Origin of the sequence: Frigoribacterium sp. VKM Ac-2836 (assembly GCF_013248995.1) — a bacterium.
Classification (GTDB): domain Bacteria; phylum Actinomycetota; class Actinomycetes; order Actinomycetales; family Microbacteriaceae; genus Frigoribacterium.
Window position 1 is genome coordinate 344,971 of sequence record NZ_JABRPK010000001.1, and the last position, 23,615, is coordinate 368,585.

The 23,615-nt window shown below is 72.9% G+C and carries 15 protein-coding genes, 1 tRNA gene and 1 other RNA gene; 12 read left to right on the forward strand and 5 right to left on the reverse strand.

Annotation, left to right across the window (positions count from 1 at the left end; translation table 11 throughout):
* Nucleotides 1-25 precede the first annotated feature (25 nt).
* On the forward strand, nt 26-1,948 hold the full coding sequence (locus HRF36_RS01690; protein ID WP_173205253.1) for a helicase HerA-like domain-containing protein: 1,923 nt from the start codon (nt 26-28) through the stop codon (nt 1,946-1,948).
* A gap of 22 nt (nt 1,949-1,970) precedes the next feature.
* Here HRF36_RS01690 and HRF36_RS01695 read toward each other — a convergent pair whose 3' ends face one another.
* The 3 genes from HRF36_RS01695 to HRF36_RS01705 form a co-directional block, all read right to left on the reverse strand.
* The gene (locus HRF36_RS01695; protein WP_173205256.1) at nt 1,971-2,609 is read right to left on the reverse strand and encodes a hypothetical protein; all 639 of its coding nucleotides are present in this window, start codon (nt 2,607-2,609) and stop codon (nt 1,971-1,973) included.
* A gap of 158 nt (nt 2,610-2,767) precedes the next feature.
* Nucleotides 2,768-3,148, reverse strand: coding sequence for an RNA-binding S4 domain-containing protein (locus tag HRF36_RS01700; RefSeq protein ID WP_173205259.1), 381 nt, complete (start codon nt 3,146-3,148; stop codon nt 2,768-2,770).
* A 50-nt stretch (nt 3,149-3,198) separates the two neighbouring features.
* Nucleotides 3,199-3,723 (reverse strand): YbaK/EbsC family protein, encoded by a 525-nt coding sequence (locus HRF36_RS01705; protein WP_173205262.1) that lies wholly within the window; start codon nt 3,721-3,723, stop codon nt 3,199-3,201.
* Between the two features lie 120 nt (nt 3,724-3,843).
* On the opposite strand from HRF36_RS01705, the gene HRF36_RS01710 reads away from it, so the two are divergent.
* The 7 genes from HRF36_RS01710 (at nt 3,844) to HRF36_RS01740 (ending at nt 9,210) form a co-directional block, all read left to right on the forward strand.
* Nucleotides 3,844-3,928: transfer RNA gene (locus HRF36_RS01710), tRNA-Ser, on the forward strand.
* A 176-nt stretch (nt 3,929-4,104) separates the two neighbouring features.
* Entirely contained in the window at nt 4,105-5,424 is a 1,320-nt protein-coding gene (locus tag HRF36_RS01715) for a PP2C family protein-serine/threonine phosphatase (RefSeq protein WP_173205265.1), read from the forward strand.
* Nucleotides 5,425-5,520: 96 nt separating this feature from the next.
* A complete protein-coding gene (locus HRF36_RS01720; RefSeq protein WP_173205268.1) occupies nt 5,521-6,255 on the forward strand; it encodes an ABC transporter ATP-binding protein in 735 nt (244 codons plus the stop codon).
* Nucleotides 6,255-7,079, forward strand: coding sequence for a hypothetical protein (locus tag HRF36_RS01725; RefSeq protein WP_173205271.1), 825 nt, complete (start codon nt 6,255-6,257; stop codon nt 7,077-7,079). The genes HRF36_RS01720 and HRF36_RS01725 overlap by 1 nt, the downstream gene beginning before the upstream one ends.
* Entirely contained in the window at nt 7,072-7,236 is a 165-nt protein-coding gene (locus tag HRF36_RS01730; protein WP_173205274.1) for a hypothetical protein, read from the forward strand. The genes HRF36_RS01725 and HRF36_RS01730 overlap by 8 nt, the downstream gene beginning before the upstream one ends.
* 82 nt (nt 7,237-7,318) lie before the next feature.
* Nucleotides 7,319-8,542, forward strand: a complete 1,224-nt coding sequence (locus HRF36_RS01735) for a histidine kinase (protein WP_173205277.1) — start codon at nt 7,319-7,321, stop codon at nt 8,540-8,542.
* A complete protein-coding gene (locus HRF36_RS01740; protein WP_173205279.1) occupies nt 8,539-9,210 on the forward strand; it encodes a response regulator transcription factor in 672 nt (223 codons plus the stop codon). The genes HRF36_RS01735 and HRF36_RS01740 overlap by 4 nt, the downstream gene beginning before the upstream one ends.
* Nucleotides 9,211-9,262: 52 nt before the next feature.
* On the opposite strand, the gene HRF36_RS01745 is transcribed toward HRF36_RS01740, so the two are convergent.
* Nucleotides 9,263-9,754: a GNAT family N-acetyltransferase gene (locus HRF36_RS01745; RefSeq protein ID WP_173205282.1), complete on the reverse strand. Its 492-nt coding sequence runs from the start codon at nt 9,752-9,754 to the stop codon at nt 9,263-9,265.
* Between the two features lie 76 nt (nt 9,755-9,830).
* Between HRF36_RS01745 and pta the strand changes: the two genes are divergently transcribed.
* Both pta and HRF36_RS01755 read left to right on the forward strand, forming a co-directional pair.
* The gene (gene pta, locus HRF36_RS01750) at nt 9,831-11,993 is read left to right on the forward strand and encodes a phosphate acetyltransferase (protein WP_173205285.1); all 2,163 of its coding nucleotides are present in this window, start codon (nt 9,831-9,833) and stop codon (nt 11,991-11,993) included.
* Complete coding sequence (locus tag HRF36_RS01755; protein ID WP_173205287.1) at nt 11,990-13,183, forward strand: acetate kinase; 1,194 nt, start codon at nt 11,990-11,992, stop codon at nt 13,181-13,183. Before pta ends, HRF36_RS01755 begins: the two co-directional genes overlap by 4 nt.
* Nucleotides 13,184-13,299: 116 nt before the next feature.
* On the opposite strand, the gene HRF36_RS01760 is transcribed toward HRF36_RS01755, so the two are convergent.
* Nucleotides 13,300-13,980 carry an SDR family oxidoreductase gene (locus HRF36_RS01760; protein WP_173205290.1) on the reverse strand — a complete coding sequence of 227 codons (681 nt, stop codon included), beginning with the start codon at nt 13,978-13,980 and terminating at the stop codon, nt 13,300-13,302.
* Between the two features lie 54 nt (nt 13,981-14,034).
* On the opposite strand from HRF36_RS01760, the gene ffs reads away from it, so the two are divergent.
* Together ffs and HRF36_RS01770 are read left to right on the forward strand one after the other, a co-directional pair.
* An RNA gene (gene ffs / locus HRF36_RS01765) (signal recognition particle sRNA small type) lies at nt 14,035-14,131 on the forward strand.
* 412 nt (nt 14,132-14,543) lie between these two features.
* Entirely contained in the window at nt 14,544-23,516 is an 8,973-nt protein-coding gene (locus tag HRF36_RS01770; protein WP_173205293.1) for a hypothetical protein, read from the forward strand.
* The last annotated feature ends 99 nt before the right edge of the window (nt 23,517-23,615 follow it).

The following is a 23,615-nucleotide window of genomic DNA, read 5'->3' on the forward strand; positions in this document are numbered from 1 at the left end:
GGCCGAGGGTGCCTAGGCTGGCCGCATGACGGACGCGCTCGAGCAGGCCAGGGCGGAGGCCGCTGCGGCGGTCGCCGCCGCCGAGAAGGCGAAGAAGGACGCGGAGGCGGCGCTCGCGCGAGCCGAGCAGCTCGCGAGCGAGGTGGACGTCGCCGAGGCCGCGGCCGACGCCGGACTGGTCGAGCCCGAACCGGTGGCGGGCAGCCCGGTCGAGGGTCTTCCCACCCCGCCCGGCGGCCCGCTCGACGAGGCAGCCGTCGACGCCGTCCGGGCGGGCTACGGCTTCGAGGGCCCCGCCCTCGAGCTCGGCGCCCTCGTGAACGGCGAGGCGCGGGTCGACGTCCCCGTGCGCATCCCGGTGTCGATGCTCAACCGCCACGGGCTCGTGGCCGGGGCGACCGGCACGGGCAAGACCAAGACCTTGCAGGTGCTCGCCGAACAGCTCTCGGCTGCCGGGGTGCCGGTCTTCGCGGCCGACGTCAAGGGCGACCTGTCGGGCATCGCCACGCCCGGCGAGGCGAACGACAAGCTGCTGACCCGCACGCGGGGCATCGGGCAGGACTGGTCGCCGCAGGCCGCCCCGACCGAATACTTCGCGCTCGGCGGCAAGGGTACCGGTGTGCCCGTCCGGGCCACGGTCAGCGGCTTCGGATCGCTGCTGCTCAGCAAGGTGCTCGGCCTCAACGACACGCAGGAGAGCAGCCTCGGCCTGGTGTTCCACTACGCCGAGCAGGCCGGTCTGCCACTGCTCGACCTGTCCGACCTGCGGGCCGTGCTGACGTGGCTGACCGGCGACGAGGGGAAGGGAGAGCTCGAGGGCCTGGGCGGGCTGAGCAAGCAGACCGTGGGCGTGATCCTGCGCGAGTTGATCACCTTCGCCGACCGGGGTGCCGATGCGTTCTTCGGTGAGCCCGAGATGGACACCGCCGAGTTCCTCCGCACGGCCGAGGACGGCCGAGGCGTGGTCAGCCTGCTCGAGGTGCCGGGCGTGCACGACCAGCCGGCGTTGTTCTCGACGTTCTTGATGTGGTTGCTCGCCGACCTCTACAACGACCTGCCCGAGGTGGGCGATCTCGACAAGCCCAAGCTCGTCTTCTTCTTCGACGAGGCGCACCTGCTGTTCAAGGACGCGTCGAAGGAGTTCCTGGCGCAGATCACCCAGACCGTGAGGCTGATCCGCTCGAAGGGCGTCGGCATCGTCTTCGTCACGCAGACCCCGAAGGACGTCCCCGGCGAGGTGCTCGCCCAGCTCGGCTCGCGCGTCCAGCACCAGCTGCGGGCCTTCACGCCCGACGACGCCAAGGCCCTGCGGGCGACGGTGTCGACGTATCCGACGAGCGACTACGACCTCGCCCAGGTGCTCACCACCCTGGCCACCGGGGAGGCGGTGGTGACGGTCATGAACGAGAAGGGCGCGCCCAGCCCGGTCGCGTGGACGCGCCTCCGGGCGCCGCGCGGATCGATGTCGCCGACCCCCGCCGACGTGATGTCGGCAGCCGTGGCCGCGTCGCCCCTGATCGACGCTTACGGAGCCTCGATCGATCGCGATTCGGCGCGCGAGATGCTCGCGCGGAAGCTCGAGGCCGCCGCGCTCGACCAGCGCGAGCGCACCGACGCCGCGGCGCGACAGGCGACGATCGACGCCCACATGAACGAGGCCGCCGCCCGCGAGAAAGCGGACGCGAAGGCGGCCACGGCGGCGGAGCGCGAGCGGAAGGCCGCCCAGGCCGAGTACGAACGTCAGCAGAAGGAGTTCGAGCGCGCCGAGCGGGCAGCGGCCAAGGCTCGTGCCGGACGCGGGACCACGACCCGCGCCTCCTCGGGGTCGCGCTCGCCGGGGGCCGGGTCGTCCGGGGGGTTGCTCGGCGAGGTCCTCGGCTCGACCGCCGGCAAAGCTGTCGTGCGCGAGGTCGTCAAGGGCATCTTCGGGACGCTTCGTCGGCGGTGATCCCCGAACCGCCCTGGCCGGGTCAGACGCCGTCGCCGAGCGCCTGGAAGAGCGCCACGAGTGCTCCTGTGGCCAGGGCGAACAGGCTGCCGGCGACGGTCACGCCGATCCATGGGCGGCTCTCGTACCAGTACGAGCTGTCCGGGTAGGCGGCGAAGAACTCGCGACGGGTGAGGGCGCGGGGCAGGACGGTGGTCGGGACGCCGAGGGCGTCGACGACGGCCTCCACCGAGGCCTCGGACCAGTAGGTGCTCCGCATCCGGAACAGGCGTCGCCCTCGGTCGTCGAGGGCGAGCAGCTGCGTGACGGTCTCGGTCGAGTGGTCTCGGTACGTGGGCACGAGCACCAGCGAGTCGATCTCGTCACGCCGTAGCCGGACGAAGCCGGGCAGCCAGCCGCGCTTGACGAACTCGGTACGCGTGACGGCGGCGTACGAGAGGCGGTAGCGCCAGTACATGAGGAGTCCCATGACCACGACTCCGGCCGAGACGGCCAGCACCCCGGACTGGTGGCCGGTCGGCAGGGTCAGCCAGAGCACCGCCGCCAGCACGGGCGACAGGCTGAGGACGCCGGTGAGCGTGGCGCCTCGGGCGAGCTCGCGTCGTGGCAGCACGGTGACGGTGCCGCGCTCGGTCGGCATCGCCGCGTCGGTCGTGCTCATGTCGTCCCCCAGAGGTCGGCGTGACTCCGAGTCCCCCGACCCGAGGCCGCTGCTGTCGGGGCAGCGCCGCGCCTTCAGAGTAGACGATGCGTTCGCACAGATACCGGGTCGATCCACCCCAGTGCGGGGAGCCCACGATCGGGGGAGTCGAGAGAGTGTCAGTTTTCGGGGCGGTCTCGAAGACGCTCGATCTCGCGGCGGTCGCGCTTGGTCGGTCGGCCCGCACCGCGGTCACGAACCGGCACGGCTGCGACCTCTTCGCGCGGCGGTGGCGGGGGAGTGAGGTCGGTCAGCGCCTCGGCCGCGGCCGGCGCGCCGACGCGTTTCACCAGGCAGGTCTTGACGAGGACGATGCGCTCGAACCCCGCGATGCGCACCCGGACCTCGTCGCCCGGACGGACGGCCTGGGCGGCTTTGACGCGGTCGCCGTTGACCCGGACGTGACCGGCGCGGCAGGCGGCGTTGGCGGCCGATCGGGTCTTGTAGAGCCGGACGGCCCAGAGCCAGGCATCGACGCGGGCGGACGAGAGGGGCGGCATGCGTCGATGCTACGGGTGGCCGCCGACGTCGACGCTCGGCGGGGTCGGGTTCAGAGGTCGTCGGCGGCGACCCGCACCGGTGTGCCGCCGGTCACCCGCACGAGTTCGTCGAAGGTCGTGGCGAAGACCGTGTTCGCGGTGCCGGCGCTCGCCCACACGACGTCGTGTGCCGTGAGGGAGGTGTCGATCAGGGTGTGCACCGGGTTGGGGTGGCCGAGCGGCGCGACGCCACCGATCACCTGGCCGGTCGCGCGCTTCACCTGGTCGGCGTTCGCCCGCATGATGGGGCCTCGGCCGAGCGTCGACGCGACCAGGTCGGTGTCGACACGATGCGCGCCGCTGGTGAGCACGAGCAAGGCCTCGTCGCCGGTGCGGAACACCAGGCTGCTGGCGATGGCGCCGACCTCGCAACCGAGGGCCGCAGCGGCCTGGGCCGCGGTGTGCGTGGACTCGTCGAACTCGCGGACCTCCCCTTCGGCACCGGCGGCGCGGAGGGCGGCGACGACGGCGCGGGCGCGTGGCGGCAGGGCGGCGACGTCGGGGGGCTCCGAGGAGGGGCGGTGCGCGTCGGTCATGCCCCGACGGTAGCCATGAGGGAGCCTCAAGGTCAGCAGCGACACGGGCGCGTCCGCAGGGGACCTCGGAGTCCGGTACGCTGGACTCGGTCGTGCGCCGGTTCACCGTGTGCCCGCCCTGGAGGATTCGCCTAGTGGCCTATGGCGCACGCTTGGAAAGCGTGTTGGGTGCAAGCCCTCAGGGGTTCGAATCCCCTATCCTCCGCATCAGATGGCTCTTCCCTGAGGGAAGAGCCATCTCTCGTTCCGAACAGGTCCGGTCAGCGACCGTTCGAATCTCCGGCCATTCGCGCCGACGGCCAGGCCGGACCTCCGAGCCACCCCACGTTCTGGGGTACCCCGATGCTCCCGCCGGAGGCTCGACCGCCCTAGCCTTCCTTCATGAGTGTCAGTCAGATGAGCCCCGACGACCGGCGCCCCAGCGTCTGGGGTGACTCGGGCCTTCTCGCGCGGGCGATGACGGCAGGCTCACGACGTCACGTCACGGTGCTCAAGCAGGGCTTCGTCTTCCTCTTCGTCGCGCTCGCCGCCCTCGTGAGCACGCTCATCCCGTGGCTGCCGGTCAGCGATGCGCCGTCGATGTGGGCCGGTGTCTTCGCCGCGTTCTGCGGCGTCGTGTTCGCCGCAGGAGTCTCGCGGCAGCCCCGCCTGCTCCGCTGGGAAATCGTCGTTCCTGCAGCGGACTTCGTGGCGGTGGGATTGCTCCGGTACGGAACAGGCGACAGCGCATCCGTCTTCGTTCCCATCATCCTGCTGCCCATCGTCTGGATCGCCGTGTGGCCAGGTCGATGGAGCATCGTGTGGCTGCTGATCGGATCAGCGGTGACCTTCCTGCTGCCGTTCGCGATCGAGCCAAGCGGACGCCCGCCCAGCGAGTTCATCCGCATCGCGTTCTCCTTGGCCATCTACGCGACCATCGGCCTCGCCATCAACGAGCTCGCACGACAAGCCAGTCGCAAGGTGCAGCTGTCACGTGCGCAACAGCAATCCGTCGAACGCGAGATCGACAGGGCCGCGATCATCCAGCAGTCGCTCCTGCCTCCGAAGACCAGTCTCCTTCCCGAGATGTTCTCCGTCCGGGGGAGGTGCATCCCTGCCCGCACCGTCGGGGGAGACTTCTACGACTGGTATCCCACGCCTGACGGCATCGCCCTGACCGTGGGAGACGTCATGGGCAAGGGCGTGGGGGCGGGGATGATCGCCGCAGCCGTGCGATCCGTCATCCGCAGCTCCTCGGACGACCTCGATCCCGCCGTGGCGCTGCAGCGTGCGACGACGGGCCTCGCGAGCGGTGACAGCGACGTCGACATCCAGTTCACCACCTGCTTCCACGCCCGCATCACCCCGTCGGGCGAAATCCGTTGGGCTGACGGCGGACACGGTCTGGCGGTCATCCGGCGCGCCACCGGTCTCGTCGAAGCGCTGCGGTCGGCCGATCTCCCCGTCGGACTCGGGGATCGCTGGACGTCGTACAGCGACCAGCTGCTGCCGGGAGACACGCTCGTCTGCATCAGCGACGGAGTCCTCGACCTGTTCCCGGACGAACTCCACGCGTTCAGCCAGTTCCAGCTCTTGCTCATCTCGAGCGGTGACCCGAGTGACATCGTGCAGCAGATCACCGAACTCGTCGGCGACGACGAGCAATCCGACGACGTCACCATCGTCGCAGCGACCTTCGCCCCTGCCCTCACGCGCGCGTGACGGCCGTCGCGCGGCGGACGGGACTGGCCTTTCGGACAGGAGGCGCTGGCCGTCCGGCGGGGGTGTCCGCGACGCGGTGTCGCGAAGCTGGACAGCATGAACGAACAGACCCCCCTGCCCCTCGAGGCACACGGCTTGCGCAAAGCCTTCCGCGGCCGACCTCGCATCGACGACGTCACCTTCTCCGTCCGCCCCGGCCGTGTCGTGGGCCTGCTCGGCCCCAACGGCGCGGGCAAGACCACCACCATCCGACTGCTGCTCGGCCTCGTCTCCCGTGATGCGGGCGACGCGCTCGTCTTCGGGGTCCCGTACCGCGATCTCGAACGTCCTCCGCAGCAGGTGGGCGTCGTCCTGGACGCCGGCGGTCTCCACCCGTCCCGGTCCGGCCGGCAGCACCTGACCATGGCGGCACTCCGGGCAGGGGTCGGTGCCGACCGGGTCGAAGCCGTCCTCGCCGAGGTCGGGATGAGCCGGGACGCCGACCGTCGTGCCGGCACGTATTCCCTCGGGATGCGCCAGCGGATCGCGATCGCGGCCGCGCTGCTCGGCGAGCCGCGCCTCCTCGTCCTCGACGAGCCCGCGAACGGGCTCGACCCCGCGGGCATGCATTGGCTCCGTCAGAAGCTCCGAGCCTTCGCGGCCGCCGGGGGCACCGTGCTGGTGTCGTCGCATCTGTTGAGCGACATCCAGGAGATCGCCGACGACGTGGTCGTCATCACCGACGGACGCGTCGTGGCCGAGGCCACGATGGCCGAGGTCCTCGCCGACCCGAGCGGCACCCTCGAGGGCTACTACCTCGAGGTCACCGGCACCGAGGGGATGGTGCGCTGATGTTCCGTGCAGAGATCCTCGGGCTCGTCACTACGACGGCCACCAAGGTCGCCGCCGCCGTCGCGGTGCTGGGTCTCGTCATGACCCAGGTCGTGTTCGTCGTCCTCCTCCCCGCCCTCGCATCGGGTCGGGTCGGCCCCGGGGCCGAGGCCCTCGGCGACGACCTGCCCGACATCGACCTGGCGTCCCCGACGACGCAGCTCGACGCCCTGTCACCGCTCGGCACCACGCTCGGCGGCGGCTCCGTCGGGCTGGCACTCGTCGCGATCGTGTTGCTCGGGGTCCTGGCCGGCACGAGCGACGACCGCCACGGCGGCATCGTCGGCGCCGTCCTCGCCAGTCCGCGCCGCGGTCGGGTCGTGGCGGCCAAGGCAGCAGCCGTCGGCGTCGGCGCAGCGGTCGTCGGTGTGGTCCTGGCCGTCATCAGCCTGCTCACGCTGGCCGGCTCGCTGGCCGTCACGACGACACCCTTCACCGCCGTCACCGGGCAGGTCGTCGCGACGTCGGCCCGCGGGGTCCTCGCCGTCGTCTGCCTCGCCGTCATCGGGCTCGCGGTCGGCATCCTCTGCCGTTCACAGCTCGCCGGCGTGCTCGTCATGATCGGCGTCCTCGTGGCCGAGCCCGTCCTCGCCGCGGTCGCCCAACTCGTCGGTGGCGGAGCAGCGGTCTCGGCGACCCAGTTCCTGCCCGTCGCCCTCGCACAGTCCGTCATCCACGGGGGCTCGGGCACGCTCGGCGGAGGAACCGCCATCGTCGCGCTCCTGGCCCTCACCGTGGTGGCGCTCGCCGCGGCATCTCTCGTCCTGCGCCGCCGTGATGTCTGAGCGGGATCGGCGCCCCCGCCGCCACACGAGGGTCGCCGTCCTGGTCGCCGTCGTGCTGATCGCGGGCGCGGTCGCGTCCGGCATCTGGTCCCGTGTCTCCGGCCCGACCGGCGAGCCGGCGTGGATCGGCGTCATCGAGACGATGACGGGCCCATGACGGGCAGCGGGCGGTGAGCACCGCCGACCGCCGGGACGCCGGCCCCTCCGGGGGTCGGCGTCGGTCATGGTTGACTCGTTCCATGAGCTCGGAGCCGCGACGCGCACCCGCCACGCGCCTCCGTTCGGTGTTCCCGGCGTCGCTCGTGGCGGCTGTCGCGCTCGGGTACATCGCTCTCGATCTCTGGGGAGGGGACGTCCCGGCGACGGTGCCCACCGACGTGCCACCCCTGGTGCACGCCGGCCTCGTGCTCGTGCAGGCGATCGCCCTGCTGGCTCGTCGGCGACACCCCCTGGGCGTGTTCGTCCTCGTCGGCGCCACCGATCTCGTGATCCTCGCCACCACCGCCGGCGAACTCGGCATCGGCGCCCTGGGCGTCATCGTCGGGGCGTACTCGGTCGCCCGGCGTCTCGACCGCACAGGCCGGCTCGTCGCTCTCCTGCTCGCCGGGACCGCGACGGCGGTCATCGGATCGGCCGCGATGATCGTCGGTCCGCTGAGCTCACCGGTCGGGGTCGTGCTCGCGACCGCCGTCGCCCGGGTCGTCGTGCTGTACCTGCTGCCGGCACTGGTCGCCGAGCACGTGCGGGGCCGCGAGCGTCTGCGCGAGGCGCTCGAGGCGCAAGAACGCTCGGCCGACCGGGAACGCCGGGACGACGCGGACCGCGCCGTCCGGTCGGAGCGTGCCGCGCTCGCCCGTGAACTGCACGACATCGCCGGTCACCACCTCTCCGGCATCATCGTCGGAGCGCAGGCGGCCACGGCCCTTCTCGCGAGCGATCCCGAGCGAGCGCGGGGGATGCTCCGGACCGTCCAGGAGGACGCCCGGATCACGCTCGGCGACCTGCGTCGCACCGTCGGACTGCTCCGCGACGACGAGCCCGGCGGCGGTCCCCGCCCCGCGCCCACCATGGCGGGCATCGGGCTGCTCGCGGAGGCGGCGCGTGACCGCGGTCAGGACGTCGCGCTGGCGGTCGTGGGAGGTCCGAGATCACTCGGCCCCCTGGCCGAGGCGACGGCCTACCGGATGGTGCAGGAGTCGTTGGCCAACGCCGCGCGACACGCCCCGGGGGCCCTCTGTCACGTCTCCGTCACGTGGGCGGCGGACCGCGTCGAGGTGGTCGTGCGGAACGAGGCCGCCGACGGGGCCCCGACAGCATCCGCGTCGAGTGCGGGCTTCGGGCTCGCGGGCATGGCCGAACGCGCCGAGCTCGTCGGTGCCCGGTTGACGACGGGACCCGACCTGCAGCACGGCGGCTGGACGAACCGGCTCGTGCTCGTCGGCGACCTCGGGCGGACCTCGTGATCCGCATCGTGGTCGCGGACGACCAGATGGTCGTCCGCGCCGGGCTCTCCGTCGTGTTGGGTGCTCTCGACGACCTCGAGGTGGTCGGCGAGGCCGTCGACGGCGCGGAGGCCGTGCGCCTGGCCCGCGACCTGCGCCCGGACGTGGTGTGCATGGACATCCGCATGCCCGGCACGGACGGCATCTCGGCGACCCGGCAGATCACCGCGGACCCCGCCATCGACGCCGGCGTGCTGGTGCTGACGACCTTCGACGTCGACGCCGACGTCTTCGCCGCGCTCGAGGCGGGTGCCGCCGGCTTCCTGCTCAAGGGGACCGACGAGGAGACCCTGGTGAGCGCCGTCCGGTCGGTCGCGGCGGGGGAGGGGACGCTCGACCAGAGGTTGACCCGCCGTGTGCTCCGCGAGTTCGGCGAGCGTCGCACGGGGGCGCCGGGACGGGTGGGCCCTCCGAAGACGGACGACGGGACACCTCTCACGGCCCGCGAGCTCGACGTGCTGCAGCTGCTGGCTCACGGGTCGTCGAACGCGGAGATCGCCGAGACCTTGTTCATCGAACCCACGACCGTGAAGTACCACCTCGCCGGGCTGCTCCAGAAGACCCGTTCCCGCGACCGGTTGCAAGCAGTGCTCTGGGGCATCCGCGCCGGGATCGTCGAGGTCGTCTGAGCGGTGGAGCCCCGTCGGCGTCGGCGTCGTCGGCGTCGTCGGACGGTCGGGGTCAGACGAGGAGGCGGGTCATGTACCTGAGGTCGAGCCACTCGCCGAACTTCGTGCCGACCTCGCGCAGCACGCCGGCGTCGACGAAGCCCAGTGACGCGTGCAACCGCATCGACGCCTCGTTGCCCGCCTCGATCAGCGCCACCATGACGTGCAGGTCGTCACGCGCGGCGCGGTCGATCAGCTCGGTCATCAGGGCGCGGCCGAGGCCCTTGCCCTGCTGCCCGGGCCGCACGTAGACCGAGTTCTCGCAGGTGTGCCGATAGCCGTCCTTCGAGTGGAAGGGCCCGTAGCTGCCGTAGCCGACCACCTCGCCGCCCTCCACCGCGACGATCGCGCTGCGCCGCGCCTCCTGGTGGCTGGCCAGCCACTCGCGTCGACCGTCGAGGGTCGGCGTGACGTCGGTCCAGATGGCCTTGGAATGCGCCACGGCATCGGCGTGGATCTCGAGGACGCCGGGCAGGTCGGCTTCGGTCGCGGTGCGGATCGGCATGCCGACAGCCTAGGAGGGGCGTCGCGGCCTCCGGCTTCCCCGGCGGCTCGAAGGCGGTCGCCCTAGGCTGGCGGGCGTGTCGACACGCATCTACATCACCTCTGCCGAAGGCCACACGGGCAAGTCCACGATCGCCCTGGGCGTGCTCGACACGCTCAGTCACGAGGTGGGCCGCGTGGGGGTGTTCCGACCGGTCGCCCGGTCCACCGACGAGCGCGACTACGTGCTCGAGCTGTTGCTCTCGCACGACAGCGTCGATCTCGCCTACGACGAGTGCGTCGGCGTCAGCTACGACGCGGTGCACGCCGACCCCGACGCCGCGCTCGCCACGATCGTGAGCAGGTTCGCGGCGGTCGAACGGCAGTGCGACGCGGTCGTCGTGATCGGCTCCGACTACACCGACGTCGGCAGCCCCACCGAGCTGTCGTACAACGCCCGCATCGCCGCCAACCTCGGCGCACCCGTGCTGCTCGTGCTCGGCGGCCGGAGCGCCGACGGCCAGACCCGGCGGTCGGGTGCCGACATGCGCCAGGTCGCCGAGCTGACCACCGCCGAACTGCGCTCCGAGCACGCCAGCCTCCTGGCCGTCGTCGCGAACCGGGTCGACCCCGACCACCTCGACGAGGTCGTCGACGGCATCGGCCACGCCCTCGAGGCATCACCCACCGGTCGCGTCCCGATCTGGACGCTGCCCGAAGACCGGGTGCTCGTCGCCCCGACGATGCGCGCCGTGCTGCAGGCCACCGGCGCGACCCTGCTCCGCGGCGACGACGCCCTGCTCGACCGTGAGGCGCTCGGCGTCGTCGTCGCCGCCATGTCGATGGAGAACGTGCTGCCCCGCCTCACCGAGGGGGCCGTCGTCGTCGTGCCCGGCGACCGCTCCGACGTGCTGGTCGCCACGGTGCTCGCGCACGCGTCCGAGACCTTCCCGTCCCTCGCCGGCATCGTGCTCAACGGCGGGTTCGCCCTCGCACCCCAGGTCGAGCGACTTCTCGAAGGCCTCGACAGTCCGCTGCCGATCGCCACCACGAGCACCGGCACCTACGACACCGCCCTCGCCATCACCCAGACCAGGGGCCGACTCGCCGCGGACTCGCCCCGCAAGTACGACCTCGCCCTGGCCCTCTTCGAGACCCACGTCGACGGGGCCGAGTTGCTGCGCCTGCTGCAGGTCAGCCCGTCCGGGGTGGTCACGCCGCTCATGTTCGAGTACCAGCTGCTCGAGCGGGCCCGAGGGGCACAGAAACACATCGTCATGCCCGAGGGCGACGACGACCGGGTGCTGAGGGCCGCATCGACGCTGCTGCAGCGCGGCGTCGCCGCCATCACGCTGCTCGGCGACGAGACGGCCATCCGTGCCCGAGGGGCCGAGCTCGGCCTGGACCTCGCCACCGCCCGGGTGCTCGACCCGTTCGACCCCAGCCTGCAGGTGCTCTTCGCGACCGAGTACGCCAAGCTGCGGGCGCACAAGGGCATCGCCGTCTCGCAGGCGATGGACACGGTGACCGACGTCTCGTACTTCGGCACCATGATGGTGAAGCTCGGCCTCGCCGACGGCATGGTGTCGGGGGCCAAGCACACGACGGCACACACCATCCGGCCGGCCTTCGAGGTGATCAAGACGCTGCCCGACGTCGGCGTCGTGTCGAGCGTGTTCCTCATGGCGCTCGCCGACCGGGTGCTCGTCTACGGGGACTGCGCCGTCATCCCCGATCCGACCGCCGAACAGCTCGCCGACATCGCGATCTCGTCGGCGCAGACCGCGCAGCAGTTCGGCATCGAGCCTCGCGTCGCCATGCTGAGCTACAGCACGGGCGACAGCGGCTCCGGCGCCGACGTCGAGAAGGTCCGTGCCGCGACGGCACTCGTCCGGGAACGCCGACCCGACCTGCTCGTCGAGGGGCCGATCCAGTACGACGCCGCAGCCGACCCGACCGTGGCCGCCGCGAAGATGCCCGAGTCCGAGGTGGCCGGCCGGGCGACGGTGTTCATCTTCCCCGACCTCAACACGGGCAACAACACGTACAAGGCCGTGCAGCGCAGCGCGGGCGCCGTCGCGATCGGACCGATCCTGCAGGGCCTCCGCAAACCGATCAACGACCTGTCGCGTGGCGCGCTCGTCGGCGACATCGTCAACACCGTCGCCATCACGGCCATCCAGGCCGGGACGCAGTCCGCCGCAGCCGCCATCAGCACCAGTACCAGCACCAGCCCCAGCACCGAAGGAGCCTCCTCGTGAGCACCGTCCTCGTCGTCAACTCCGGCTCGTCGTCGTTCAAGTACCAGCTGATCGAGCTCGACGGCGAACGCACGCTCGCCAGTGGCCTCGTCGAGCGCATCGGCGAGGCGGTCGGGTCGACCCGCCACCGGAACGAGGTCACCGGCGACGAGACCCGCAACGACACGCAGTCGATCGCCGACCACGCCGCCGGTTTCGCCGCCATGCTGACCGCGTTCGACGCGCACGGTCCGACGTTCGCCGAGTACCCGCCCGTCGCGGTCGGCCACCGCGTCGTCCACGGCGGAGCGGAGTTCGACAGGGCCACCGTCGTCACGACCGACGTCGAGAAGGCGATCGACCGGCTCTCGGCCCTCGCTCCGCTGCACAACCCCGCCAACCTCCAGGGCATCCGCGCAGCGAAGGAGGCATTCCCCGACGTGCCCCATGTCGCGGTCTTCGACACGGCCTTCCACCAGACGCTCGCCCCTGCCGCCTACACCTACGCGATCGACGCCGAACTGGCGGCGAAGCACCAGGTGCGCCGATTCGGCTTCCACGGCACGTCGCACAAGTACGTCAGCGAGAAGACGGCCGAGTTCCTCGGGCGGCCCCTAGCCGAGCTGAAGACCATCGTGTTGCACCTCGGCAACGGCGCTTCGGCGGCCGCGATCGACGGCGGTCGGTCGATCGACACGAGCATGGGCATGACGCCACTCGAGGGGCTCGTCATGGGCACCCGGTCGGGCGACATCGATCCCGCGGCGGTGTTCCACCTGCACCGTGAGGCCGGTCTCGACTTCGCCGAACTCGAGACCCTGCTCAACAAGGGCAGCGGGCTGCTCGGCCTGACCGGCAGCGGCGACATGCGGGACGTCCAGGACAGCGCGTCGCGGGGCGACGCCGTGTCCGAGGCGGCGCTCGCCGTGTACCGGCACCGCCTGCGGCACTACATCGGTGCCTACGTCGCCCAGCTCGGCGGCCTCGACGCCGTGGTCTTCACGGCGGGTGTGGGCGAGAACAACGCCCTGCTGCGCCGGCGCACCCTGATGGGCCTCGAGTTCTTCGGCATCCACGTCGACGACGACCGCAACGAACTCGCTTCCCGTGACACGCGCTACATCTCGCCCGAGGGATCGCGGGTCTCTGTCCTGGTCGTGCCGACGAACGAAGAGCTCGAGATCGCCCGACAGGCCGCCGCCCTCAGCTGAATCGCCGGGTCGGCTGCCCGACCCGGCCGCCCCGCGGACGCGAGAGAGCCCCGGTGCGCAGGTCGCGCCTCCGGGGCTCTCGCGCCTCGACCGTGGTGTCGGCGAGGAGGTGCGGGTCAGTACTTGATGGTCGCCAGCGCGTCCGAGACGGGGACGTCGCCCGAGACGGCCTCGAACTGCGTCTTGACGGCGGTGCCCTCGATCAGCGCCGTGGCGATGATCTCGGCCACGTCGGCGCGGGGGATGCTGCCGCGTTCGACCGTCGTGCCGACCGACACCTGGCCGGTGCCGGCGTCGTCGGTGAGGCCACCCGGGCGGACGATCGTCCAGTCCAGGCCCTCGCGACGGCGCAGGTCGGCGTCGGCCTCGCTCTTGGCGCGCATGTACACCTGGTACACGTCGTCGTCGTTCTCGGCGGGCAATTCGGCGCGCGCCGGGTCGAACTCGTCGGTGCCGATGGCCGAGACCATCACGTAGCGCGTGACGCCCGCCTTCTCGGCGGCGTCGGCCAACAGCACGGCGCCGTCCCGGTCGATGGTCAGCTTGCGCTCGGCGCCGCTTCCCCCGCCACCGCCCGCGGCGAAGACGACGGCGTCGGCTCCGTCGAGGTGGCCGGCGAGCGTGTCGACGTCGGTCTTCTCGAGGTCGAGGACGAGGGCACGGGCCCCCGCGGTCTCGAGGTCGGCGGTGTGGTCGGGGTTGCGGACGATGCCGACGGGGTCGTGCCCGGCGTCGGCGAGTCGGCGTTCGAGGAGCTGGGCGATCTTGCCGTGTCCTCCGGCGATGACGATTCTCATGCCCCCAGGCAACACCCCGGGTCGCGGCGACCACTCAGTTGCCGCTAAACTCGTCGAGGCTCCTCACGTGGCGTCATCCAGGCCAACTCCCCCAGGGCAGAAATGCAGCAAGGGTAACCGGGCTCTGGCGGGTGCGTGAGGGGTCATTTCCTTTTCCGGGGCCGAAGACCCCGTGCCCCCTGTTCGTGGGGTAGGCGATCCTGGCGAGGCCCCCTATGCTCGGCAGCACGGCGAGACCGAACCAGCTCGTCGGGAGCGATCAACCACCGCTCCGGCCGCACCCCTCACCACGGTGCGACCTCGCGCGACGGCGCCGTCGCACGCGCACCACCCGATCAGGATCAGGACCGATGAGCCCCTCACCACGGCACGTCAGCAGCACCCGCACCAGGCGAACGAGCCCGCGCATCGCGCGGTAGTGCCGTTCGCCTCGTCGTCGTCCCCGGACGGCGACCCGGCGGCGACACGGCGACACGGCAACAGAACAGCAGCACCTCCCGCCTCACCAGCGGGGGTTCTTCGGATCAGGCGGCGGGCACGTCCCGTCAGGAAGAGGCACACCCATGCGAAGCCAGGCGATCGAGCGTCCCCGGCGCTCCCACGCGTCCCGCGCACTGAAGGCGACGGCCGCCGCCGTCGTCGCGGCGGTGGTCGGCGCGCTCGTCGTCGTCGTCCCCGCTCAGGCGGCCACGACCGATCGCAGCGAGGCCGAGGCCTCGTTGGTCGGCGGATCGGGCATCGTCTCGCTCGACCAGGTCGCCGCTCTCGGCGGGGCCTACTCGGCCTACGGCACCACACAGAACCCGCCGACCTCGCGCAACCCCCTCGACCTGACCGCCTTGCAGCTCCTGAACGTGGGCCTGGGCAACGGCATCCGCCTCCTCGGCGGCAACGGGCTGCTGACCCTCGGCGTCGACGGCCAGTACGCGAACGCCACCGCGACCGGTGCCACGGCCTCGGCCGGCCTCATCGGGGCGGACGGCTCCATCGCCGTCGGCGACGGCAGCCCGGGCCAGGCGACGACCCTGCGCCTCCAGCCGCTGCTCGCCCAGGTGCCCGCCACCCAGGGCGTCCTCAGCGACGTCACGCTGCAGCTCGGCGCGCTGTCGTCGCAGATCACCCAGCAGCGCGGCGCCACCGCGGGCACGCCCACGACGGCCTACCAGGTCGCCGGCGCCCAGTACACGATGACCAGCCCCGCGGTCGCGGGAGTCACCTCGTCCCTGCGCAGCACGGTCACGGGCCTCGGGTCGACGGTCAACGCGGTCGGCGGCTCCGCGGCCTTGACGAACGCCGTGGCACCGGTGACCGCATCGGTCGTCGCCCTCGTCAACACCCTCCCCCTCGCCACCGCCGGGCAACCCACCGTCGTCGTGCGAGGCGCGGTGGACCTGACGTCGACCATCGACACCGAGCTCGCGCGTCCCCTCACATCGGGCATCGTGACGCTGACGCCTTCGACCGGCCAGATCGTCATCGACCTGCAGGCGCTCAACGGGCTTCCGGCGAACAGTGACCTACTGAACCCCGCCACTCTCACGGCGGTCACGACCGGCCTGACCGACATCCTGCAGAACCAGTTGCCGACGAACCTTGTCGCCGCGGCGAACGACGCCATCCGGTCGACCGCCCTCACCGTCGACCTCCAGCTGCCCGTCCGTCTCGCCGGCGTCAACCTCACGCTCGGGGCCACCACGACGACGACGGTCGGACAGCTGATCGACGGCACGACGCCGGCCGGCGCCACGGTCGTCACGGCGCCCCTCGGCCTCGGCGTCCTGGCAGGGGGCGTCACGAGCCTCGTCACCACGAGCCTGCTGCCGACCGTCGGTGCCCTGTACTCACCCGTCGTGAACGGCACGGCCCTCGCCGCGACCACGGCCACCCTGCGGACCACGACGACCGCCGTCATCACGACCCTCGCGCCGCTCACCGGCCTGCTGAACCAGCTCGTCCGCGTCACGATCAACGCCCAGGACGGCGTGGGCTTCCGGGACGGCCGGGGCACCGACGCGGGCTCGAGCTCCGTCCACGCGGTCAGCATCTCGGTCCTGCCGCTCGTGAACGCGGCCAGGGTCGACCTGGCCACCTCGACGGTGCGGGCCTCGGCCCTCGCCGCCCTGAACATCTCCACGCCTACCGCCGGGCAGGTCCTCCTGGTGCCGAACACCCCGGACGCCACGCGCAGCGTCGTGCTCAACGGTGCCGGCGAGCCCGGCGCCACCGTCAGCGTCGACCTCGGCGCCGGTCGAACGGGCACCGGCACGGTGGCGGCGGACGGCAGCTGGAGCGTGACCGTCGGGAACGTGCCCGCCGGGGCCTACACCGCCTCCGTGACCCAGACCCTCGGGGCCGTCACCACCGGCCCGGTCACGCGCGACTTCACCGTCGTCGCACAGCAGCCCCTCGTCGTCACCGCGCCCACGGCAGGACGCGTCTTCACCGTCCTCGACGCCGACGCCACGACCCCCGTCATCGTGTCGGGCACCGCCACGCCCACGGCCACCGTCGCGGTCGACCTGGGCGACGGCCGCACGGCCACCGCCGTCGTCGCCGCGGACGGCAGCTGGACGACGACCGTCGCGGGCGTGCCCGTGGGCGGCTACACCGCGTCGGTGACGCAGGGCCTCGGCGGTGACGTCTCGGCGCCCGTCACCCGGGCGTTCAGCGTCGTGGCCGGTGCAGGCCTCACGATCACGACCCCGACCCCCGGAACCCAGTACCGACTGCCCGGGGCCGACTCCACCCGTGACGTCACCGTCTCGGGCACCGGTCAGGCCGATGCCCCCGTCGCCGTCTCGCTCGGCGGCGGCCGCGACCTCACCGCCACGGTCGCCTCGAACGGCACCTGGTCCGTCACCTTCCCGGCCCTGCCCGTCGCCACCTACACGGCCACCGCGACGCAGACCGTGGGAGGCGCGGTGTCCGCCCCGCAGACCACCACCTTCAGCCTCGTGGCCGCGACCGGGGTGACGATCTCGACGCCGGCTCCCGGTGCGACGATCACGGTCGCCGACGCCACCTCGACCACCCCGGTCACGGTGACGGGCGCCGCCGAGCCGAACGCCCCCGTCCGCGTCGACCTGGGTGGCGGCTACGTCGCCACGACCACCGCCGACGGCGCGGGCGCCTGGACCGCGACGGTCTCGTCCGTGCCGGTCGGGCCTCGCACGATCAGCGTCACGGAGACGGTCGCCGGCGTCGTCTCGGTGCCGGTGACTCAAGCCCTGACGATCGCGGCCGGTGCGCCGCTCGTCATCGAGGCCCCGGCCGAGGGCACCACGGTGCGCGTCGTGAGCAGCGCCTCCTTGTCGGCCCTGCCCGTCTCCGGTACCGCCCAGCCCGGCGCCGACGTCCGCGTCGACCTCGGCGACGGCCTCACCGGCCGCGTCACGGCCGACGCCACCACGGGCGCCTGGTCGGTGATCGTCGCCGACGTGCCCGTCGGCCAGCGCACGATCTCGGCCACGCAGACGGTCGGCGGCACCGTCTCGCCCGCGCAGACGCGCGTCGTGACGATCGTCGCCGGGACCCCGGTCGCGATCTCGACACCCGCCCCCGCGGCGACCATCCCGATCGTCGGCGGGAACACGGCCGACGTGACCGTCACCGGCACGGCCGACCCGGGAGCGACCGTCACGGTCGGCCTCGGTGCGGGCTTCGAGGTGCAGGCCACGGTCGATCCCGCCACGGGCACCTGGACCGCCGTCATCACCGACGTCCCCGCCGGTGACCGGACGCTGGGAGCGACACAGACCCTGGGTGGCACCACCTCGGCACCGGTCACGCAGCCGCTGACCATCGCGCAGGGCACCCCGCTCGACATCACCACACCGCTCGACGGCGCCGAGTACTTCGTCTCCGGCCCGCTCGGCACGACTCCCGTCGTGGTCTCGGGCACCGGTCAGGTCGGGGCGACCGTCGTGGTCGACCTCGGCGACGGACTGATCGGTCAGACCGTGGTGCCGGTGTCCGGCACCTGGTCCGTCACGATCGCCGGCGTCCCCGTCGGCCCGCACACGATCTCGGCGACCCAGAGCGTGAACGGCTCGACCTCGGGCGCCGTGACCCGTGACATCCAGGTCAGCGAGGGAGGCGCCGTCGTCATCGAGGCACCCGCCCCCGGAACCCGCCTCGTGGTGGCCGACGACCAGGGCACGGTCACGGTCACGGTCTCGGGCACCGGCGTGGCCGGGCTGCCCCTGGTCGTGACGGTGGACGGCGTCGACCAGGCGCCCGTCGTCCCTGACGCCCAGGGCGCGTGGTCGCTCGACCTTCCCGCCGTCGCCGTCGGAGACCACGCCGTGGGGGCGAGCCAGCAGCAGGGTCCCGAGCTGCTCGAGGCCGCGCCGACGAACTTCTCCGTGGTGTCGGCGCAGACCGAACTCACCATCACCGCCCCCGGCGACGGCGACGTCGTCACGGTCGCCGGCGACGACGGCGTCACCGCCGTGGTCGTCACCGGCACGGCACACCCCGACGCCGCGGTCCAGGTCACCCTGGCCGGCACCGTCGTTCCGACGACTGCCGGGCCCGACGGACTCTGGTCCGTGACCGTCCCGGGCGTCCCCGTCGGCGACCAGGTCGCCTCGGCGGTCCAGACGGTCGGCGCCACGACGACGACGGTTCCCGTGACCCGGGACTTCGAGGTCCGCGCCGGTGCCGACGTGGCCATCACCACGCCTGCCGGCGACATCCGGTACGTCGTGGCCTCGCCCGAGGCCACGCAGGACGTCCCGGTGGCCGGGACGGCCCAGCCGGGTGCCGCCGTCACGGTGACCCTCGACGGCGTCGCCGTCGGCAGCGCCCTCGCCGACCCCACGACCGGCGTCTGGTCGGTCACCCTCGTCGGCGTCGGCGTCGGTGAGCGCGTCCTCGGTGCCTCGCAGGCCGTGCGCGACACGGTCCAGCAGGCCGAGACCCGTGTCGTGACGGTCGCCCCGGCCGCCGCGCTCACCATCGTGGCGCCGGCCGACGGCGTCCCGATCGTGCTGGCCGACCCGACCTCGACCACGACCCTCGTCGTGTCGGGTCAGGCCGAGCCGGGTGCGGTCGTGCGCGTCGACCTCGGCGACGGCTTCACCGACACGGTCACGGCCGACGCCACGACCGGTGCCTGGACCCTCTCGTTCGACGGCGTCCCCGTCGGCACGCGCACCATCACCGCGACTCAGACGGTGGGCACCTCGATCTCGGCTCCCGAGACGCGGGTCGTGCAGATCCTGGCCGGTGCTCCGCTCGTGGTCCTGGCACCCGCCGACGACTCGGTCGTCGACGTGGCCGGTCCGGACGTCGTGTCGACGGTGACCGTCTCGGGCACGGCGGCGGCCGGAGCCACGGTCGACGTCGTCCTCGACCCCTCGACCGGTGCCGACCTGGTGGGCACGACGACGGCCGACCCCGACACGGGCCGCTGGTCCGTCGACGTGGCGGGCGTCCCCGTGGGCACGGTCGACCTGTCGGTCACCCAGAGCATCGGTGGGACCACCTCGCCGGCGCAGGAGAGCTCGTTCGAGGTGCGCGCGGCGGCACCCGTGGTCATCCTCGACCCGGACGACTCGGTCTTCACCCTGCTCGACCCGGCCGGTTCGGTCGACGTGCCCGTCTCGGGCACGGCGTCTCCCGGCGCGACCGTCTCGGTGCGTCTGAACGGGGGAGCGGCCGTCGTCACGACCGCCGACCTCACGTCCGGCGACTGGTCGGTGCTCTTCTCCGACCTGCCGGCGGCCGTCTACCAGGTGAGCGCCTCGCAGAGCGTGAACGGCACCAGCTCGACCCCGGTCCTCGCCTCGTTCGAGATCGTGGCCGGCGCCGGGCTGGTCGTCCAGCAGCCCACGCCCGGCGCGGTCGTCACCGTCGCCGACGCGACCGCCTCGACGGCCGTCACCGTGAGCGGAACGGCCGAGCCCGGGGCCACCGTCCGCGTCGACCTCGGTGACGACCTCGTCGCCTCGACCGTCGCCGACGGCACGACCGGCGCCTGGAGCGTCGTCGTCCCCGGCGTCACGGTCGGCGAGCGCACCCTGAGCGCCACCCAGGCGCTCGGCGGCTCCGTCTCGCCCGCCGTCACGCAGCCGCTCTCGGTCGTCGCCGCGGCGCCGGTCGTGATCGAGCAGCCCGCCCTCGGTGCGGTCGTCGTCGTCGCCACGCAGGACGCCACGACCGACCTCGTCGTCTCGGGCGGTGCCGAGCCGGGGGCCGCCGTCACGGTCGACCTCGGTGACGGCCTGACCGCCACGACCACGGCCGACGACGAGACGGGCGGGTGGACCGCGACGGTCCAGGACGTCCCGGTCGGCGACCGCACCATCGCGGTCACCCAGGTCGTGGGCGGTTCGACCTCGGCACCCGTGACGCGCGACGTCTCGATCGTCGCCGCCCCGGCCGCTCCCGTCATCGTGACCCCCGTCCCCGGGGCCAGCGTCTCGTTGCTCGACCCGGCCGGCACCACCGCGGTGCTCGTCACGGGCACGGGTCAGCCCGGAGCCGCCATCGCGGTGGACCTCGGCAACGGCCTCACGGCCGGTGCCGTCGTCGACCCGCAGGGCGACTGGCAGGCGACGGTCGACGGCGTCCCGGTCGGCGAGTACACGATCTCGGTGACGCAGAGCGCAGGAGGCGCGACCTCGGTCCCGGCGACGCAACCGTTCACGGTCGCGGCAGCCGCGGGTCTCGTGGTCGACCGTCCCACCGACGGCACGACGGTCGTCGTGCTCGCCGACGGCGACACCGCCTCGGTGGTCGCGTCCGGTACGGCCCAGCCCGGAGCGACCGTGACGGTCGACCTCGGCGACGGCCTCGTCGGTACGGTGGTGGCCGACCCGGAGACGGGGGCCTGGACCACCACCGTGGCCGGCGTCCCCGTTGGCGACCGCACCGCCTCGGTCACGCAGACCGTCGACGGCGCCGTGTCGGCCCCGATCACCCGCGCCGTGTCGGTCGTCGTGGCCGCGCCGGTCACGATCACCTCTCCGCCCGCGGGTTCCTCCGTGGTCGTCGGCGACGCCGACGACACCACCGACGTCACCGTGACGGGCACGGGTCAGCCCGGCGCCACGGTCGTGGTCCAGGTGGGAGACGATCTGTCCGAGACGACCACGGTGACCCCCGGGGGCACCTGGACCGTCACCGTGGGCGACGTGCCCGTCGGGTCGTACCCGGTCGTCGTGACGCAGACGGTCCCGGCCGGCTCGACGACGCCTGCCACGCAGCAGCTCGACGTCGTGGTCGGCACGCCGGTCACCATCACCGAGCCCGCCGCGGGTGCCACGGTCGTCGTCCTCGACGGGCAGACCACGCCGGTCACGGTGTCGGGCACCGCCCAGCCCGGCGCGACCGTCACGGTCTCGCTCGGTGGTGGTCTCACCCAGACCGTCCCGGCCGACCCGACGACGGGGGCGTGGACCACGACCTTCGACGCCGTGCCGGTGGGGGCCGGGCCGATCTCGGTGGTGCAGCAGTACGGCACCGTGACGACGGTCCCCGTGACCCAGCCCTTCGCGGTGGTGGCGGCGGACCCGATCACGATCACCGACCCGGTGACGGGCACGCGCCTCCTGGTGCTGTCCGGCGACTCGACGGTGGATGTGCCGGTGACCGGTTCGGCGCAGGCCGGCGGGACCGTCTCGGTGACGCTCGACGACGGCACGGCTGTCACGGTCGACGTCGACGACGACGGCACCTGGTCGACCACCTTCACGGGGGTCGGCGTGGGCGAGCACGTGGTGTCCGCGACGCAGACGGTCGCCGGGGTCGAGTCGGCTCCGGTCACGACCACGGTCGTCGTCGAGGCCGCCGCCCCGTTGACCGTCACGGCGCCGACCGACGGGCAGCAGTACCAGGCGGGCGGCTCCGGCACCGCGCCGGTCGTCGTCCGAGGCCAGGGACAGCCGGGCGCGCCCGTCGCCGTCACGGTCGACGGGGGAGACCCCGTCACCACGACGGTCGGCGCCGACGGCTCGTGGCAGGTGCCGGTCGTGCTCGGCACCGGGACGCACACCGTCTCGGTCGTCCAGACCGTCGGCGACGCGACCAGCGTCCCGGTCGAGGTCCAGGTCGTGATCGTGCCCGCCCCGGCCGACCCCGCCGCCGCCCCGACCATCACCTCGCCGGCCGACGGACAGCTCGTGACCGACGCCGACGGTGACGGCTTCGTCGACCTGCCCGTCACCGGTACGGGCGAGCCCGGAGCGACCGTCACCATCACCATCGGCGGGCTCACGCAGACGGCGATCGTGACCGACGGCGGCACGTGGTCGGTCACCGTGCCGGGCGTCCCGGTCGGCACGCGCACCGTGGTCGTCGAGCAGACGGTCGCGGGCGTCGTCACCGGCACCGCGTCGGTGACCGTCACCGTGGCCCCCGCCGCGGAGGTCGCGCCGCTCGTGGTGACCTCGCCCGAGCAGGGGTCGATCCTGCCGTCGGGGACCGCGGGCACGACCGACGTCCTGGTCGGCGGCACGGCCCAGCCGAACGCCTCGGTGGCCGTCAGCCTGGACGGTGGCCTGCCGGTCACGGTCACGGTGGGCGCCGACGGCGGCTGGTCGACCACCCTGGTGGGCGTCGAGCAGGGGCAGCACACCCTGTCCGTGACCCAGACCGTGGGAGGCGCGGTGTCGGCACCCGAGACCGTCCTGTTCACGGTCACCGCTCCGGCGAACACCGATGCCGTGGTCATCACCTCGCCGGCCCCCGGGGCCCTGCTCGCCGACGTCGACGGGAACGGCGTCGAGGATCTCACCGTGACGGGCACCGGAACACCCGGTGCGCTCGTGGTGGTGGACCTGGGCGACGGGCTGACACGGACGGCGACGGTCCTGGGTGACGGCACCTGGTCGGTCGACTTCGCGGACGTCCCCGTGGGCGCCTACGTCATCACGGCGACGCAGACCGCGGACGCGGGCACGACCACGACGAGCCAGGACCTCCTGATCGCCGCGGTCGACCCCGTGCTCATCACGAGCCCCGTGGCGGGTTCCGTCCTGCAGGCCGGGGAGTCCGGCACGACGACCGTCACGGTGGTCGGGACGGCGGAGCCCGGAGCGACCGTCACGGTGCAGCTCGACGGGGGAGCGGCGCAGGTCGTCCTCGCGGACCCGGAGACGGGCTCGTGGACGGTCGTCCTGACCGGCGTCGCGGTCGGTCCGCACGTGGTCGCCGCAACGGAGACGATCGCGGGCGCCACGTCGGCCCCGGCCACCGTCGGGTTCTCGGTCTCGGCGGCCGCCGGAACGCCGGGGACCCCCGGAACGCCCGGAACACCGGGGACGCCGGGAACACCGGGCACGCCGGGAACCCCCGGCTTCCCGGGGCTGCCCGGAGCGGGCGCCGGCAACGGCAACGGCAACGGCACCGGCAACGGCACCGGCATCGGCGCCGGCGGGGGAGCGGTCGTGTCCGGGGACGCCTCGGGCCTGGCGTACACCGGCTCGGACGCACTCGGCTGGTTCTCGCTCGCGGCCTTCGCGCTGCTGATCGGACTCGGCCTCGTGTCGGCGACCCGACTCCGCCGTCGAGCGACGAGGTCGGCCGGGTAGTCCACCCGGTCGGAAGCCGCACCCGAGGGCCCGTCGTCACGACGGGCCCTCTCGTGCGTCCTGGGCGCCCGACGCGGGCACTCCCGGGGCCTGCCGACG